Genomic DNA, 16,632 nt, shown 5'->3' with positions numbered 1-16,632 from the left:
ATGAAAAAGAAGGTGGCAACATGGTAATTCAATGGTTTCCAGGGCATATGGCGAAGGCTAGACGCCAAGTAACGGAGAAATTAAAATTAATTGATGTTGTAATTGAACTTGTAGATGCTCGATTACCATTATCATCTCGAAACCCAATGATTGATGAAATCATTACACATAAGCCAAGGCTTGTTGTTTTAAATAAAGCGGATATGGCAGATGATCGTTTAACAAAACAATGGATCGCATATTTTAAAGAAAAAGGCCATATGGCAATTTCAATTAACGCGCAAGCTGGACAAGGTATGAAGGAAATTGCAGCAGCTTGTAAAGTGCTTGTTAAAGAAAAATTTGATAAAATGGTTGCAAAAGGTATTAGACCGAGAGCGATTCGTGCATTAATTGTAGGTATACCAAATGTTGGTAAATCTACATTGATTAATAAATTGGCAAAGAAAAATATTGCTAAAACAGGAGATCGTCCAGGTGTGACAACAGCTCAACAATGGATTAAAGTTGGGAAGGAAATGGAATTGTTAGATACACCAGGTATTCTGTGGCCTAAATTTGAAGATCAATTAGTGGGTCTTCGCTTAGCGACAACGGGTGCAATTAAAGATTCAATTTTAAATTTACAAGATGTAGCTGTTTACGCATTACGTTTTATGGAGAAACATTATCCAGAACGCTTGAAAGAACGCTATAATTTAAATGAGATTCCAGAAGATATTGTGGAATTATTCGATGCAATTGGAAAAAATAGAGGCTGCTTAATGGGCGGCGGAATGATTGATTATGATAAGACATCTGAGCTTGTGCTTCGTGAGCTTCGTGGTGGCAAACTTGGAAAAATGACGTTTGAAACACCGGAAGAGTTTGCAGAGCAAGTAGAAGATGTGGAAAAAATAGAAGAAGTATAAGACGTGCGTTTGTGCGTCTTTTCTTTTTGGATATGTTTAAAAAGGAGCTTGTATAAATGCAAACTATGACGATAAAAGAAGCGGAAAATGTATTGAAAGAAATTATGAATGAAGAAGATGATCGCTTTCAACTGTTAATGAAAGATGATCGAAAAGGTGTTCAAAAGCTCGTTTTGAAGTGGTATAAACAAAAAGAGTTAGAACAGAAAGAAAAAGAGAAGTTTTTTGAAATGTCCAAGTATGAAAATGCTTTGCGTGAAAAAGGGGTCACATATATCGCGGGTATTGATGAAGTAGGGCGCGGGCCATTGGCTGGGCCTGTTGTGACGGCAGCTGTCGTTCTTCCTGAGGATTTTTATATTCCAGGGTTAAATGATTCGAAAAAGTTGAGTGAAGCGAAACGTGAGCGTTTTTATGATGAAATAAAAGTACAAGCAATTGCAATTGGAGTAGGAATTGTATCACCGCAAGTTATTGATGACATTAATATTTACCAAGCAACGAAACAAGCGATGTTAGATGCAGTTGCAAATTTATCTTGTACACCCCAACATTTATTAATTGATGCGATGAAGCTTCCTACACCAATTCCGCAAACATCAATTATTAAAGGTGATGCGAAAAGTGTTTCGATTTCAGCAGCATCCATTATCGCAAAAGTAACGAGAGATCGTATGATGAAAGAACTGGGAGAGAAGTATCCTGAATATGGATTTGAGCAACATATGGGATATGGCACAAAGCAACATCTAGAGGCAATTCAAGTGCATGGAGTACTAGATGAACACCGCAAGTCATTCGCACCAATTAAAGATATGATTCAAAAATAAGCTGTAAATATACAGCTTATTTTTTTATTTTGGCATATAAACATTACTATTTTCGAAAAAGAATAAAGCGATTTCAGTTTTCTGACACTTTATTGTAGACAGCGTGCCAATCATCTTATACAATGGCAATGTAATGTTTTTTAAACATTAAAAAACTTTTCGAGTAAAACAGGAAAACAGGGGAGGATGGGACCATGAATATCCATGAGTACCAAGGTAAGGCAGTCCTTAGAAGCTATGGGGTTAGCGTTCCGAACGGGAAGGTTGCATTTACAGTAGAAGAAGCTGTAGAAGCAGCGAAAGAATTAGGAACAGATGTATGTGTAGTGAAAGCACAAATTCACGCTGGTGGACGCGGCAAAGCTGGCGGAGTAAAAGTTGCAAAAAATTTAGATGAAGTTCGTACATATGCAGAAAGCATTTTAGGAACTACACTTGTGACACATCAAACAGGTCCTGAAGGTAAGGAAGTAAAACGCTTACTTATCGAAGAAGGTTGCGATATTAAAAAAGAATATTATGTAGGTCTAGTTTTAGATCGTGCAACTTCTCAAGTTGTTTTAATGGCGTCTGAAGAAGGCGGAACAGAAATTGAAGAAGTAGCAGAAAAAACACCTGAAAAAATCTTTAAAGAATATATTGATCCAGCAGTAGGCTTACAAGGTTTCCAAGCGCGCCGAATTGCATTTAACATCAATATTCCAAAAGAGCTTGTAGGACAAGCTGTGAAGTTTATGATGGGCTTATATCGTGCGTTTATCGAAAAAGATTGCTCTATCGCTGAGATTAACCCACTTGTTACAACAGGCGAAGGTAAAGTTATGGCATTAGATGCAAAATTAAACTTTGATTCTAATGCGTTATATCGCCATAAAGACATTTTAGAGCTTCGTGATCTTGATGAAGAGGATTCAAAAGAAATTGAAGCTTCAAAATACGACTTAAACTACATTCCTTTAGATGGAAATATCGGTTGTATGGTTAATGGTGCAGGTTTAGCGATGGCTACAATGGATATCATTAAACATTACCACGGTGACCCAGCTAACTTCTTAGATGTTGGTGGCGGTGCAACTGCAGAAAAAGTTACAGAAGCATTCAAAATTATCCTTTCTGACAAAAATGTAAAAGGTATCTTCGTTAACATTTTTGGTGGCATTATGAAGTGTGATGTTATTGCAGAAGGTGTTATTGAAGCAACGAAACAAGTAGGTCTTGAGTTACCTTTAGTTGTACGTCTTGAAGGTACAAACGTAGAACTAGGTAAGAAAATTTTAAATGAGTCTGGCTTAAATATTGTTGCAGCAGAATCTATGGCAGACGGTGCACAAAAAATTGTTTCACTAGTGGGCTAATAGAAAGCGGGGGAGAAAAATGAGCGTATTAGTTAATAAAGATACAAAAGTTATTGTTCAAGGTATTACAGGTTCTCAAGGTTTATTCCATACAAAACAAATGATTGAATACGGTACGAAAATTGTCGGTGGTGTAACACCAGGTAAGGGCGGCACTGATATTGAAGGTGTACCAGTATTTGATACAGTAGAAGATGCAGTGAAAGCAACAGGCGCAAACGCTTCAGTTGTATACGTTCCACCCGCTTTTGCGGCAGATGCAATTATGGAAGCTGTTGATGCAGAAATTGATTTAGTAGTATGTATTACTGAAGGGATTCCTGTATTAGATATGGTAAACGTAAAGAGATATATGGCGGGTAAACATACACGTTTACTTGGACCAAACTGCCCAGGTGTAATCACACCAGATGAATGTAAGATTGGTATTATGCCAGGGTATATTCATAAAAAAGGTCATGTTGGTATCGTATCTCGCTCTGGTACATTAACTTATGAAGCTGTACATCAGTTAACACAAGAAGGTATTGGCCAATCTACTGCTGTAGGTATCGGCGGAGACCCTGTTAACGGTACAGACTTTATTGATGCTTTAAAAGCATTTAATGAAGATGAAGAAACACATGCTGTAATTATGATTGGTGAAATCGGCGGTACAGCAGAAGAAGAGGCAGCTGAATGGGTAAAAGCTAATATGACAAAACCTGTTGTAGGCTTCATTGGTGGTCAAACAGCGCCTGCTGGCAAACGTATGGGCCATGCTGGTGCAATCATTTCTGGCGGTAAAGGAACTGCTGCTGAAAAGATTAAAACAATGGAAGCTTGTGGCATTAAAGTAGCTGAAACTCCAGCAGTTATGGGAGAAACGCTAATCTCTGTTTTAAAAGAAAAAGGTTTATTTGAGACTTGTAAAAACTATTAATCTGTTGAAAGACACCTTCTTACTTGAGGGTGTCTTTTTACACTTTTTTCTGTTTACATAATAAAAATTATGGGTAAGGAGAATCAAGATGAAAAGAGAGAGATTATTACATGTTCATTACTTGCTAGCAGATTATTGGAAAGCGATGGAGAGGCTAATATATGTCGATCCAGAATTAAAGAACATATATAATTTTAACGAAAAACAAATGGAACACTACACTGGAATGTCCTCGGAAAAATCTTCAGAACTAGTAAAATTTCTTCAAAGTTCAAATCTTCCGCAATATATATCTTATTTAGAGAAAAATCGTATTTTTTATATAACGGTATGGGATGAAGATTATCCGCAATTATTACGTGAAATACAAGACCCTCCCTTCGTTTTATATGGAAAAGGAGAGAAAGATTTCCTGAATAAAGTAAATAAATTAGCAGTTGTTGGAACGAGAGAACCATCATTATATGGTCATGAGAGTTTGAAGTTTATTTTACACCCTTTATTAGAAAGAGAGTGGCTTATTGTCAGTGGGTTTGCAAAAGGGATAGATACAATGTCTCATGAGATTACAGTAAGGCATCATTGCCCGACTATTGCGATATTAGGGCATGGATTGTCTTTTATGTATCCGAAAGAAAATAGACATTTATATGAAATGTGGAAGGAATATATATTGTTATTGACAGAGTATCCGCCGCACTATGCACCGAAAAAATGGTATTTTCCAAAAAGGAACAGGATTATTAGTGGTATAAGTAAAGGTGTTTTAGTTGTAGAAGCGAAATCGAGAAGTGGAACACTTATTACTGCGGACCTTGCGTTAGAGCAAAATAGAGAGGTGTTTGCGCTTCCTGGACCTATATTTATAGAGGGGGCATCGGGAACGAATCATCTTATTCAGCAAGGAGCAAAACTAGTAAGAAATGCAGAAGATATCTTGGAAGAGATTTTAAATTAACCTTATATTTTTATGTTTTTATTAAACAATTATTGACAAATGGTAGATTGGCACTGTATGGTATATTCATTCTTGATTGACAAAAACAAGAGAAATCAATAAGATTAATGAAGACTTGAATCCACCTCTTAAGGAGGCACTAGCATGTCAGATTACCTCGTAATCGTGGAGTCGCCTTCTAAGGCGAAGACCATTGAGAAATATTTAGGGAAAAAATACAAAGTTGTCGCGTCTATGGGACATGTTCGCGATTTGCCAAAAAGTCAAATGGGGATAGAAGTAAAGAACAACTTCACCCCGAAGTATATTACCATTCGTGGTAAAGGTCCCGTCTTAAAAGATTTAAAATCAGCGGCCAAAAAAGCAAAGAAAGTCTATCTCGCGGCCGATCCAGACCGTGAAGGGGAAGCGATTGCTTGGCATTTAGCGAATACGTTAAATGTGGACGTTGAATCAGATTGTCGGGTTGTGTTTAATGAGATTACGAAAGATGCAATCAAAGAATCATTTAAACATCCTCGTGCAATTAATATGGATTTAGTGGATGCACAACAAGCAAGACGTATACTTGATCGTCTTGTTGGTTACAATATTAGTCCTTTATTATGGAAGAAAGTAAAAAAAGGATTAAGTGCAGGACGTGTACAATCTGTAGCAGTTCGTTTAATCATCGAGCGTGAAAGGGAAATCCAAAACTTTGAACCTGAAGAATTCTGGACAATTAAAACAGAATTTGTAAAAGGAAAAGACACATTTGAAGCAAGCTTTTACGGTGTAGATGGTGAAAAAGTTCAATTAACAAATGAAACGCAAGTGAATGAAATAATTGAACAGATGAAAGAGAATGCGTTTTCAGTTGAAAATGTAACGCGCAAAGAGCGAAAACGTAACCCTGCATTACCGTTTACAACATCTTCCTTGCAACAAGAAGCAGCCCGTAAGTTAAACATGCGAGCAAAGAAAACAATGATGCTTGCACAGCAATTGTATGAAGGGATAGATCTTGGAAAACAAGGAACTGTAGGTCTTATTACGTATATGAGAACTGATTCAACACGTATCTCAGAAACAGCTCAAACAGAGGCTCGTACTTACATCACTGAAGCGTATGGTACGGAATACATAGGAACAGAAAAGAAGAAAGAAACGAAAAAGTCAAATGCACAAGATGCGCATGAGGCAATTCGTCCTACTTCGGTAATGAGAAAGCCAGAGGAACTAAAAAGTTTCTTAGGTCGTGATCAACTTCGATTATATAAATTGATTTGGGAGCGATTTGTTGCAAGTCAAATGGCGTCTGCTATAATGGATACTGTGACAGCGAGACTCATTAATAACAATGTTCAGTTCCGTGCAAGTGGATCGGTTGTAAAGTTCCCAGGATTTATGAAAGTGTATGTAGAGTCAAAAGATGATGGTGCTGAAGAAAAGGATAAGATGTTGCCGCCTTTAGAAGTAGGGGAAACTGTATTTTCAAAGGATTTAGAACCAAAGCAACATTTTACACAACCTCCTCCGCGCTATACAGAGGCTCGCCTAGTAAGAACACTTGAAGAACTTGGAATTGGAAGACCGTCGACATATGTACCTACACTTGAAACGATTCAAAAGCGTGGGTATGTAGGCTTGGATAATAAACGCTTCGTTCCGACTGAACTTGGTGAAATAGTAATTGAACTTATTTTAGAGTTTTTCCCAGAAATTATTAACATTGAATTTACTGCCAATATGGAGCAAAGCCTTGATGAAGTAGAAGAAGGAAATGCGAATTGGGTAAAAATTGTTGATGATTTCTACGTAGGTTTTGAACCGCGTTTAGAAAAAGCGGAAAAAGAAATGCGTGAAGTGGAAATTAAAGATGAACCAGCTGGGGAAGATTGTGAATTATGTAATCACCCAATGGTCTTTAAAATGGGTAAATACGGGAAATTTATGGCTTGCTCGAATTTCCCAGATTGTCGTAATACAAAGCCGATTGTGAAAGAAATCGGTGTTACTTGTCCAAAGTGTGATAAGGGTCAAATTATTGAACGCCGTAGTAATAAAAAGAAACGTCTTTTCTATGGGTGCGGTACGTATCCAGAATGCGACTTTGTATCTTGGGATAAGCCAATTGGTCGTAAGTGTCCGAAGTGCGAAGGCATGCTTGTAGAGAAAAAGTTGAAAAAAGGCGTGCAAGTACAATGTATTTCGTGCGATTATGAAGAAGAACAACAAATGTGAGCGTAACTGCTCACATTTTTTTCGGGAAGAAAAGGAAAGGAAAGGTGATATAAATGACAACACAAGTAGTAAACGTCATTGGCGCAGGTCTTGCAGGAAGTGAAGCAGCTTACCAAATTGCAAAACGTGGTGTCCAAGTTAGATTATATGAAATGAGACCGGTAAGGCAAACGCCAGCTCATCACACAGATAAATTCGCTGAATTAGTATGTAGTAACTCACTTCGTGCAAACACTTTAACAAATGCAGTTGGAGTTATTAAAGAGGAAATGCGCTTAATGGATTCTGTAATTATTCGTGCGGCGGATGAGTGCTCTGTACCAGCTGGAGGCGCTTTAGCTGTAGACCGTCATGAGTTCGCAGCTAAAGTAACAGAATACGTAAAGAACCATCCAAATGTAACTGTAATGAATGAAGAAATTACAGATATTCCAGAGGGACCGACAATTATTGCTACAGGTCCATTAACATCTCCTGATCTTTCTGCAAAATTGAAAGAATTAACAGGAGAAGATTATTTCTACTTCTATGATGCTGCAGCCCCAATCGTAGAAAAAGACAGCATTGACATGAATAAAGTATATTTAAAATCGCGTTATGACAAAGGTGAAGCTGCATATTTAAATTGCCCAATGACAGAAGAAGAGTTTGATCGTTTTTATGAGGCTCTAATTGCTGCTGAGACAGTGCCTTTAAAAGAGTTTGAAAAAGAAATTTTCTTTGAAGGTTGTATGCCAGTAGAGGTTATGGCAAGTAGAGGGAGACAGACGTTAGTATTTGGACCTATGAAACCTGTTGGATTGGAAGATCCAAAAACAGGGAAAACGCCATATGCTGTTGTTCAGTTACGTCAAGATGATGCAGCGGGAACTTTATACAATATCGTAGGTTTCCAAACACATTTAAAGTGGGGACCGCAAAAAGAAGTGCTACAGTTAATTCCAGGATTGGAAAATGCAGAGATTGTACGTTATGGTGTAATGCATCGTAATACGTTTATTAATTCACCTAATTTGCTTCGTCCAACATATCAATATAAACAACGGGATGATTTATTCTTCGCTGGTCAAATGACTGGAGTAGAGGGATATGTTGAATCAGCAGCATCAGGATTATTAGCAGGAATTAATGCTGCGCGTCTTGTGCAAGGTGAAGAGCTAGTTGTATTACCGCCAGTAACTGCGATGGGTAGCATGGCAAATTACATTACGGCAACGAACGCTAAAAACTTCCAACCGATGAATGCGAACTTCGGTCTATTTGCACCGTTAGAGAAGAAGATTAAAAAGAAAGCAGAACGAAATGAAGCGTACGCAGCACGCGCTTTAGAAACGATTCGAAATTTTGTAAATATTTAGTTAAATTTCTTGCAAAGGCTACTAAGTTGTGATACGATTTAGTAGCCTTTATTGAGGTGAGTTGTGTGAATGTGAAGAAATTGTTACAATTATTCGTTGGATATTTACAAATTGAAAGAAATTATTCAAAATATACAATTGCAAGTTATCAAAATGATTTAGAACATTTTGTGCAATTTATGGAACGAGAAGGCATATCCTCTTTTTTAGACGTTACATACGCGGATGTTCGTTTGTACTTAACGACGTTGCACGATGAGAAGTTAGCCCGTAAATCTGTCGCAAGAAAAGTATCAAGCTTACGAAGTTTATATCGTTTTTTGATGCGTGAAGGTTATCGAAAGGATAATCCGTTTGCACTTGCGTCACTCCCCAAAAAAGAATTGTCAATCCCAAAGTTTTTATATGCTGAAGAGTTAGAGGAATTATTTGAAGTTTCTGACACGGAAACACCATTAGGTCAAAGGAATCAAGCTTTGTTAGAGTTGATGTATGCGACTGGGATCCGTGTGAGTGAATGTGTCAATTTACAACTTACCGATATTGACTTTGCGGTGGGAACAATTTTAGTAATGGGAAAAGGAAAAAAACAAAGGTATATTCCGTTCGGAAGCTATGCGCAAGATTCTTTAATTACTTATATAGAGAATGGGAGAAAACAGTTAGTTAATAAGACTGACGAAGACTCTCATATGGTATTTTTAAATGCGAAAGGTAAACCGCTAACAAGTCGTGGAGTTCGTTATGTTTTAAATGAACTCATTAAAAAGGCTTCGCTGACAATGCGGATAAGTCCCCATATGTTAAGGCATACATTTGCTACACATATGCTAGATGAAGGGGCGGATTTACGTACTGTACAGGAGTTATTAGGCCATGAAAATTTGTCGACGACACAAATTTATACGCATGTCTCTAAAGAAAGATTGCGTTCTGTTTACATGAAGCATCACCCGCGGGCATAAATTGCTTTAAAAGCTATAAAAACAAATAAAGGAGTTTTTTCTATGGGAAATTTCCACGCTACAACGATATTTGCAGTTCATCATAATGGAGAATGTGCAATGGCTGGAGATGGCCAAGTGACAATGGGAAATGCTGTTGTAATGAAACATACAGCTCGTAAAGTTCGTAAACTTTTCCAAGGTAAAGTTTTAGCTGGTTTCGCAGGATCAGTTGCTGACGCATTTACTCTTTTTGAAATGTTTGAAGGGAAATTAGAAGAGTATAATGGCAACTTGCAGCGTGCTGCTGTTGAAATGGCCAAACAATGGCGTGGCGATAAAATGTTACGTCAGCTAGAAGCAATGCTCATTGTCATGGATAAAACAACTATGCTCCTTGTTTCAGGTACAGGAGAAGTGATTGAACCGGATGATGGTATTTTAGCAATTGGATCTGGTGGGAATTATGCACTTTCTGCAGGTCGTGCTTTAAAGCAATATGCAAGTGAACACTTAACAGCGAAGCAAATTGCGAAAGCGAGTTTAGAGATTGCTGGCGATATTTGTGTTTATACGAATCACAACATAATTGTTGAAGAATTGTAGAATCGTAAGGGAGGCATTTTATATGCATTTACATTTTACTCCGCGCCAAATTGTGGAAAAATTAGATCAATACATCATCGGTCAAAAAGACGCAAAGAAAGCGGTTGCTGTAGCGTTGAGAAATCGATATCGTCGCAGTAAATTAGCTGAAAATTTACGTGACGAAATTGCACCTAAAAATATCTTAATGATTGGACCGACAGGTGTTGGGAAAACAGAGGTAGCACGACGAATGGCGAAACTCGTTGGAGCACCTTTTATTAAGGTTGAGGCTACAAAATTCACAGAAGTTGGATATGTGGGTAGAGATGTAGAGTCAATGGTACGTGACCTGGTGGAAACATCGGTTCGTATCGTAAAAGAAGAAATGGTAGTGAAAGTTCAAGATAAAGCCGAAGAGCAAGCGAATCAACGTCTTGTTGAAATTTTAGTACCGAGTCCAGAGAAACAATCTGGATTCAAAAATCCATTAGAGATGCTTTTTGGAGGTACTCAAAATTCGAATCAAACGTCTGATACACAAGAAGATGTTGAAATCGAAAAGAAGCGTCAAGATGTGGAGAGAAAGCTTGCTGCAGGGCTTCTTGAAGACGAAATTGTATCGATTGAAGTGACTGAACAACAGTCTTCCATGTTTGATATGTTACAAGGAACTGGCATGGAGCAAATGGGAATGAATTTCCAAGATGCGCTAGGAAGTTTTATGCCGAAAAAAACGAAAAAACGTAAACTTTCTGTAAAAGAAGCAAGAAAACTCTTGACAAATGAAGAGGCACAGCGCTTAATTGATATGGATGAAGTTACACAAGAGGCTGTTTATCGTGCTGAACAGCTCGGGATTATTTTTATCGATGAAATTGACAAAATTGCTGGTAAGCAGTCGAATAGCGTAGATGTATCACGTGAAGGTGTGCAACGTGACATTTTGCCGATTGTAGAAGGGTCGAATGTTGCGACAAAATACGGATCAGTAAAAACGGATTATATTTTATTCGTTGCAGCTGGAGCGTTCCATATGTCTAAACCGTCGGATTTAATTCCGGAATTGCAAGGGAGATTTCCGATTCGAGTAGAATTAACAAAATTATCGACAGACGATTTTGTTAAAATACTAATCGAGCCTGACAATGCGTTAATTAAACAATATATGGCATTATTAGCGACTGAAGGTATAGAAATTGAATTTTCAGACGAAGCTATTCGTAAGATTGCTGAGATTGCTTATCAAGTTAATCAGGATACAGATAATATTGGAGCAAGAAGACTTCATACGATTATGGAGAAGCTCCTTGAAGATTTATCGTTTGAAGCATCTGAAATTACGTTAGAGAAAATAACGATAACACCTCAATACGTTGAGGAGAAATTAGCAACAATTGCTAAAAATAAAGATGTGAGCCAGTTTATTTTGTAATAGTGTCATCAGGTGACTCGCCCTAGTTTCCAAGTGATGAAAAAATATGTGAGTAACATGTAGGAGGAACTTTTGAAATGGAATTATTAGCAAAAACGAGAAAATTAAATGCGTTATTACAGAGCGCAGCAGGGAAGCCTGTAAACTTTAGAGAAATGTCTGACACAATGTGTGAAGTAATCGAAGCAAACGTATTTGTAGTTAGCCGTCGTGGTAAATTACTAGGTTATGCAATTCACCAACAAATCGAAAACGAACGCATGAAGCAAATGCTTGCAGAACGTCAATTCCCAGAAGAATATACACAAAGCTTATTCAACATTACAGAAACATCTTCAAACTTAGATGTGAACAGTGCTTACACAGCATTCCCAGTAGAAAACAGAGAATTATTTGGTCAAGGTTTAACTACAATCGTACCAATCGTTGGTGGCGGTGAGCGTCTAGGTACATTAGTATTAGCTCGTCTTGGTCAAGAGTTCTTAGATGATGATTTAATCCTTGCTGAGTACAGCTCAACTGTTGTAGGTATGGAAATCTTACGTGAAAAAGCAGAAGAAATCGAAGAGGAAGCACGTAGTAAAGCTGTTGTTCAAATGGCGATCAGCTCATTATCTTACAGTGAGTTAGAAGCGATTGAGCACATCTTCGAAGAATTAAATGGAACAGAAGGTTTACTTGTTGCAAGTAAAATTGCTGATCGCGTAGGAATTACTCGTTCTGTAATCGTAAATGCACTACGTAAATTAGAAAGTGCTGGTGTTATTGAGTCTCGTTCTTTAGGTATGAAAGGAACATACATTAAAGTGCTAAACGACAAGTTTCTACAGGAACTTGCTAAATTAAAAACAAACTAATTTGTAAAAAACTCTCCTCAATCGAGGAGAGTTTTTTATGTGCAATGGATAGATGGTGCTTGTGAAAAGTGTCATAAGCGTGTTTTCTGAGAAAACTATTAATTGTATTTATTTTTTTGCTTAAAAGAAATGAAGGTTGGTAATACTAGAATTCGAGTATGCACAAAGAAAGTTTTACATTGTTCGCATTTTCGACTTGATTGTAATATTTCAGTATGATATAGTAAGCAGTGGTGTCAGTACAAAGTACACACGTTTACTGATTTAAGTGTTGGTGCTACGTTTGTAGTTTCGCTTAGAGATGAAGTAAACGGAGGATATCAAAAACCATTTAGGAGGAACTATATTATGTCAGTAATTTCTATGAAGCAATTGCTTGAAGCTGGTGTTCATTTCGGACATCAAACTCGTCGTTGGAACCCAAAAATGAAGCGTTACATTTTCACAGAGCGTAACGGTATCTACATCATCGACTTACAAAAAACTGTGAAAAAAGTTGAGGAAGCTTACAGAACGATGCGCGACATCGCTGCTGAAGGCGGAGACATCTTATTCGTAGGTACTAAAAAACAAGCACAAGAAGCTATTAAAGAAGAAGCAACTCGTGCTGGTATGTACTTCGTTAACCAACGTTGGTTAGGCGGAACTTTAACAAACTTCCAAACAATCCAAAAGCGTATCAAGCGTCTTAAAGACATCGAAAGAATGCAAGAAGATGGTACTTTCGAAGTACTTCCTAAGAAAGAAGTTGTTCAACTTAAAAAAGAGTTAGAGCGTCTTGAGAAATTCTTAGGCGGTATTAAAGATATGAAAGGTCTTCCAAGTGCATTATTCGTAGTAGACCCTCGTAAAGAGCGTATTGCAGTTGCTGAAGCACGCAAATTACACATTCCAATCATCGGTATCGTTGATACAAACTGTGATCCAGACGAAATCGATCACGTTATCCCAGCAAACGATGATGCAATTCGTGCTGTAAAACTTCTTACATCTAAAATGGCAGACGCGATCCTTGAAGCAAAACAAGGTGAAGAAACTGTTACTGCGTAACAAAGTTGGAAAGGTGATAAGGGGTTCGGCCTTTTATCACCTTTTTTAAGGTATAAACACCTTTATAAAAGGTATAAATACATATTTTAGGAGGATGAAAAGTATGGCAATCACTGCTCAAATGGTAAAAGAATTACGTGAAAAAACTGGCGCAGGTATGATGGACTGCAAAAAAGCTTTAACAGAAACTAACGGCGACATGGAGAAGGCAATTGACTTCTTACGTGAAAAAGGTATTGCGAAAGCTGCTAAAAAAGCTGACCGCATTGCTGCTGAAGGTTTAACTTTCATCGAAACAAACGGTAACGATGCTTTAATCTTAGAATTAAACTCTGAAACTGATTTCGTTGCGAAAAACGAAGGTTTCCAAACACTAATTAAAGAATTAGCTGCTCACTTATTAACTAACAAACCAGCTAACGTTGAAGAAGCTATGGCTCAAACAATGGAAAACGGTAAAAAAGTTGAAGAGCACATCAACGAAGCAATCGCTAAAATTGGTGAAAAACTTACACTTCGTCGTTTCGAAATCGTATCAAAAACTGATGCAGATGCATTCGGCGCTTACCTACACATGGGTGGACGCATTGGTGTATTAACAGTTCTTGAAGGTTCTACTGATGAAGCTGCTGCTAAAGATGTTGCAATGCACATCGCTGCAGTTAACCCTAAATACATCGACCGCGATGCTGTAACAGCTGAAGAAGTTGAGCATGAGCGTCAAGTATTAACACAACAAGCATTAAACGAAGGCAAGCCTGAGAAAATCGTTGCAAAAATGGTTGAAGGCCGTTTAGGCAAATTCTTCGAAGAGATTTGCTTACTTGACCAAGCATTCGTTAAAAACCCTGATATGAAAGTTCGTCAGTTCGTTGAGTCTAAAGGCGGAACATTAAAAGGATTCGTTCGCTACGCTGTTGGTGAAGGTATCGAAAAACGCGAAGACAACTTTGCTGAAGAAGTAATGAACCAAGTAAAAGGTAGCAACTAATACAGATTAGGGAACACATTGTGTTCCCTTTTTTAAAATAAAGATGTAAGCAATTGGAGGTTCATTATGAGTAAACCGAAATATAATCGTGTCGTTTTAAAGCTAAGTGGAGAAGCTTTAGCTGGAGAGCAAGGATTTGGAATTAACCCAACTGTTATTAAGTCAGTTGCGGAACAAGTAAAAGAAATTGCAGAACTTGATGTAGAGGTTGCTGTTGTTGTTGGTGGCGGTAACATTTGGCGTGGGAAAATTGGAAGTGAAATGGGCATGGATCGTGCAGGGGCAGATTACATGGGCATGTTAGCGACAGTTATGAATTCATTAGCTCTTCAAGATAGCTTGGAGAATATCGGAATTCAAACTCGTGTACAAACTTCAATTGAGATGCGTCAAGTTGCAGAACCTTACATTCGTCGTAAAGCAGTTCGTCACTTAGAGAAAAAACGTGTTGTTATCTTTGCAGCAGGTACAGGTAACCCATACTTCTCTACAGATACAACAGCAGCATTACGTGCGGCAGAAATTGAAGCAGATGTAATTTTAATGGCAAAAAACAATGTAGATGGTGTATATAATGCGGATCCATCTATTGATCCAACAGCTACGAAATATGAAACGCTTACTTACTTAGACGTATTAAAAGAAGGTTTAGGTGTAATGGATTCTACAGCTTCTTCTCTATGTATGGATAATGATATTCCATTAATTGTATTCTCAGTTATGGAAAAAGGTAATATTAAACGTGCCGTTTTAGGCGAAAATATCGGAACAGTGGTAAGGGGGAAATAAATATGGGACAACAAGTATTGAAGTCTTCAAATGAAAAAATGGAAAAAGCAGTTGCTGCTTATTCTCGTGAATTAGCAACAGTTCGTGCTGGCCGTGCAAACGCGTCTGTATTAGATAAGGTACAAGTTGATTACTATGGTGCACCAACACCAGTTGTGCAATTAGCGAACATTACAGTTCCAGAAGCGCGTTTACTAGTAATTCAACCTTATGATAAAACTTCTATCGGTGATATTGAAAAAGCAATTTTAAAAGCAGATTTAGGCTTAAATCCTTCTAATGATGGAACTGTAATTCGTATTGCATTCCCTGCATTAACAGAAGAACGTCGTCGTGATCTTGTAAAAGTTGTGAAAAAATATGCTGAAGAAGCTAAAGTTGCAGTTCGTAACGTACGTCGTGACGGAAATGATGATCTTAAGAAGCTTGAAAAAGCTGGCGAGATTACAGAAGATGATTTAAGAGGATATACTGAAGATATCCAAAAAGAAACAGATAAATATATTGCAAAAGTTGACGAAATCGCAAAAAACAAAGAAAAAGAAATCATGGAAGTGTAATAGCGATAACTTCGCAATTATGACCCTCTTCTTAAGGGGGTCTTTTTACACTTTTAGGCATACGTCTGCTTGCTGGAGGGTATGAATGATGTTTAAAAACTTTCCTTTTTTTAAAGGTAAAAAGGACACATCGTTTGATCATCTCGTTGAAGAAGTGAAAAAAGGATATATCCCAGAACATATTGCCATCATTATGGATGGGAATGGAAGATGGGCAAAGAGGAGAGCAATGCCTCGTATTGCGGGACATCATGAAGGTATGCAAGTTGTAAAGAAAATTACAAAATTTGCAAGTAAACTTAATGTGAAAGTGTTAACTCTTTATGCTTTTTCAACTGAGAACTGGAAAAGACCGAAAAAGGAAGTTGATTATTTAATGAAGCTTCCAGAAGAATTTCTAGGTACATTTTTACCAGAATTGATTGAAGAAAACGTACAAGTCCGAGTAATAGGGCAAAAAGATCGTCTTCCTACGCATACACGCAGAGCGATGGAGAAAGCCATGGAAGATACGAAAGAGAATACGGGATTAATTCTTAATTTCGCGTTAAACTATGGAAGTCGAGATGAAATCGTTTCTGCTGTGCAACATATGATGAAAGATAATGAGGAAGGAAAAATTCGTTCTGAAGAGGTAAGCGAAGAAATGCTTTCCTCCTACTTAATGACGAGTTCTTTACCTGATCCAGAGTTGTTAATCCGAACAAGCGGAGAGCTACGTATTAGTAATTTCATGTTATGGCAAATTGCATATTCGGAGTTTTGGTTTACAGACGTGTATTGGCCAGACTTCAAAGAAGAACATTTGCTAAATGCGATTACTGACTTTCAACATAGAGGGCGCAGATTCGGAGGCGTGTAGAA

At 37.7% G+C, this 16,632-nt stretch carries 16 protein-coding genes; all 16 read left to right on the top strand.

What is annotated here, in order from left to right:
- Positions 1-20 precede the first annotated feature (20 nt).
- Positions 21-911: a ribosome biogenesis GTPase YlqF gene (gene ylqF, locus NST27_RS18735; protein ID WP_000236702.1), complete on the top strand. Its 891-nt coding sequence runs from the start codon at positions 21-23 to the stop codon at positions 909-911.
- A gap of 56 nt (positions 912-967) precedes the next feature.
- Positions 968-1,741: a ribonuclease HII gene (locus NST27_RS18730; RefSeq protein WP_001194266.1), complete on the top strand. Its 774-nt coding sequence runs from the start codon at positions 968-970 to the stop codon at positions 1,739-1,741.
- Between the two features lie 194 nt (positions 1,742-1,935).
- Complete coding sequence (gene sucC, locus NST27_RS18725; RefSeq protein WP_001020791.1) at positions 1,936-3,096, top strand: ADP-forming succinate--CoA ligase subunit beta; 1,161 nt, start codon at positions 1,936-1,938, stop codon at positions 3,094-3,096.
- Between the two features lie 19 nt (positions 3,097-3,115).
- Positions 3,116-4,018: a succinate--CoA ligase subunit alpha gene (gene sucD, locus NST27_RS18720; protein ID WP_000115178.1), complete on the top strand. Its 903-nt coding sequence runs from the start codon at positions 3,116-3,118 to the stop codon at positions 4,016-4,018.
- Between the two features lie 88 nt (positions 4,019-4,106).
- Positions 4,107-4,976, top strand: a complete 870-nt coding sequence (gene dprA / locus NST27_RS18715; RefSeq protein WP_000818058.1) for a DNA-processing protein DprA — start codon at positions 4,107-4,109, stop codon at positions 4,974-4,976.
- 144 nt (positions 4,977-5,120) lie between these two features.
- On the top strand, positions 5,121-7,199 hold the full coding sequence (topA, locus tag NST27_RS18710; protein ID WP_001286964.1) for a type I DNA topoisomerase: 2,079 nt from the start codon (positions 5,121-5,123) through the stop codon (positions 7,197-7,199).
- Between the two features lie 53 nt (positions 7,200-7,252).
- Positions 7,253-8,557 carry an FADH(2)-oxidizing methylenetetrahydrofolate--tRNA-(uracil(54)-C(5))-methyltransferase TrmFO gene (gene trmFO, locus NST27_RS18705; RefSeq protein ID WP_061661770.1) on the top strand — a complete coding sequence of 435 codons (1,305 nt, stop codon included), beginning with the start codon at positions 7,253-7,255 and terminating at the stop codon, positions 8,555-8,557.
- A gap of 65 nt (positions 8,558-8,622) precedes the next feature.
- Positions 8,623-9,522, top strand: a complete 900-nt coding sequence (xerC, locus tag NST27_RS18700; RefSeq protein WP_001101241.1) for a tyrosine recombinase XerC — start codon at positions 8,623-8,625, stop codon at positions 9,520-9,522.
- A 42-nt stretch (positions 9,523-9,564) separates the two neighbouring features.
- Positions 9,565-10,107 (top strand): ATP-dependent protease proteolytic subunit HslV, encoded by a 543-nt coding sequence (gene hslV / locus NST27_RS18695; RefSeq protein WP_000526272.1) that lies wholly within the window; start codon positions 9,565-9,567, stop codon positions 10,105-10,107.
- Between the two features lie 22 nt (positions 10,108-10,129).
- On the top strand, positions 10,130-11,521 hold the full coding sequence (gene hslU, locus NST27_RS18690) for an ATP-dependent protease ATPase subunit HslU (protein WP_000550087.1): 1,392 nt from the start codon (positions 10,130-10,132) through the stop codon (positions 11,519-11,521).
- 77 nt (positions 11,522-11,598) lie between these two features.
- Positions 11,599-12,378, top strand: a complete 780-nt coding sequence (codY, locus tag NST27_RS18685) for a GTP-sensing pleiotropic transcriptional regulator CodY (protein ID WP_000421290.1) — start codon at positions 11,599-11,601, stop codon at positions 12,376-12,378.
- 348 nt (positions 12,379-12,726) lie between these two features.
- Positions 12,727-13,428 carry a 30S ribosomal protein S2 gene (gene rpsB / locus NST27_RS18680; protein WP_000111485.1) on the top strand — a complete coding sequence of 234 codons (702 nt, stop codon included), beginning with the start codon at positions 12,727-12,729 and terminating at the stop codon, positions 13,426-13,428.
- A 103-nt stretch (positions 13,429-13,531) separates the two neighbouring features.
- Complete coding sequence (gene tsf, locus NST27_RS18675; RefSeq protein WP_001018578.1) at positions 13,532-14,419, top strand: translation elongation factor Ts; 888 nt, start codon at positions 13,532-13,534, stop codon at positions 14,417-14,419.
- 66 nt (positions 14,420-14,485) lie between these two features.
- Positions 14,486-15,208 (top strand): UMP kinase, encoded by a 723-nt coding sequence (pyrH, locus tag NST27_RS18670; protein ID WP_000042668.1) that lies wholly within the window; start codon positions 14,486-14,488, stop codon positions 15,206-15,208.
- 2 nt (positions 15,209-15,210) lie between these two features.
- Complete coding sequence (gene frr / locus NST27_RS18665; RefSeq protein ID WP_000531501.1) at positions 15,211-15,768, top strand: ribosome recycling factor; 558 nt, start codon at positions 15,211-15,213, stop codon at positions 15,766-15,768.
- Positions 15,769-15,853: 85 nt separating this feature from the next.
- Positions 15,854-16,630, top strand: coding sequence for an isoprenyl transferase (gene uppS, locus NST27_RS18660; protein ID WP_000971296.1), 777 nt, complete (start codon positions 15,854-15,856; stop codon positions 16,628-16,630).
- Positions 16,631-16,632: the final 2 nt, after the last annotated feature.

This window comes from Bacillus sp. FSL W8-0770 (genome assembly GCF_038008705.1).
GTDB classification, from domain to species: domain Bacteria; phylum Bacillota; class Bacilli; order Bacillales; family Bacillaceae_G; genus Bacillus_A; species Bacillus_A cereus.
The sequence above is the reverse complement of the archived record's forward strand: the minus strand, read 5'-3'. Positions and strand labels throughout refer to the sequence as shown.

Excerpts from the sequence above, each read along its gene's own strand:
- ylqF (WP_000236702.1), top strand. The coding sequence starts at position 21 with ATGGTAATTCAATGGTTTCCAGGGCATATGGCGAAGGCTAGACGCCAA.
- NST27_RS18730 (WP_001194266.1), top strand. The coding sequence starts at position 968 with ATGCAAACTATGACGATAAAAGAAGCGGAAAATGTATTGAAAGAAATT.
- sucC (WP_001020791.1), top strand. The coding sequence starts at position 1,936 with ATGAATATCCATGAGTACCAAGGTAAGGCAGTCCTTAGAAGCTATGGG.
- sucD (WP_000115178.1), top strand. The coding sequence starts at position 3,116 with ATGAGCGTATTAGTTAATAAAGATACAAAAGTTATTGTTCAAGGTATT.
- dprA (WP_000818058.1), top strand. The coding sequence starts at position 4,107 with ATGAAAAGAGAGAGATTATTACATGTTCATTACTTGCTAGCAGATTAT.
- topA (WP_001286964.1), top strand. The coding sequence starts at position 5,121 with ATGTCAGATTACCTCGTAATCGTGGAGTCGCCTTCTAAGGCGAAGACC.
- trmFO (WP_061661770.1), top strand. The coding sequence starts at position 7,253 with ATGACAACACAAGTAGTAAACGTCATTGGCGCAGGTCTTGCAGGAAGT.
- hslV (WP_000526272.1), top strand. The coding sequence starts at position 9,565 with ATGGGAAATTTCCACGCTACAACGATATTTGCAGTTCATCATAATGGA.
- hslU (WP_000550087.1), top strand. The coding sequence starts at position 10,130 with ATGCATTTACATTTTACTCCGCGCCAAATTGTGGAAAAATTAGATCAA.
- codY (WP_000421290.1), top strand. The coding sequence starts at position 11,599 with ATGGAATTATTAGCAAAAACGAGAAAATTAAATGCGTTATTACAGAGC.
- rpsB (WP_000111485.1), top strand. The coding sequence starts at position 12,727 with ATGTCAGTAATTTCTATGAAGCAATTGCTTGAAGCTGGTGTTCATTTC.
- tsf (WP_001018578.1), top strand. The coding sequence starts at position 13,532 with ATGGCAATCACTGCTCAAATGGTAAAAGAATTACGTGAAAAAACTGGC.
- pyrH (WP_000042668.1), top strand. The coding sequence starts at position 14,486 with ATGAGTAAACCGAAATATAATCGTGTCGTTTTAAAGCTAAGTGGAGAA.
- frr (WP_000531501.1), top strand. The coding sequence starts at position 15,211 with ATGGGACAACAAGTATTGAAGTCTTCAAATGAAAAAATGGAAAAAGCA.
- uppS (WP_000971296.1), top strand. The coding sequence starts at position 15,854 with ATGATGTTTAAAAACTTTCCTTTTTTTAAAGGTAAAAAGGACACATCG.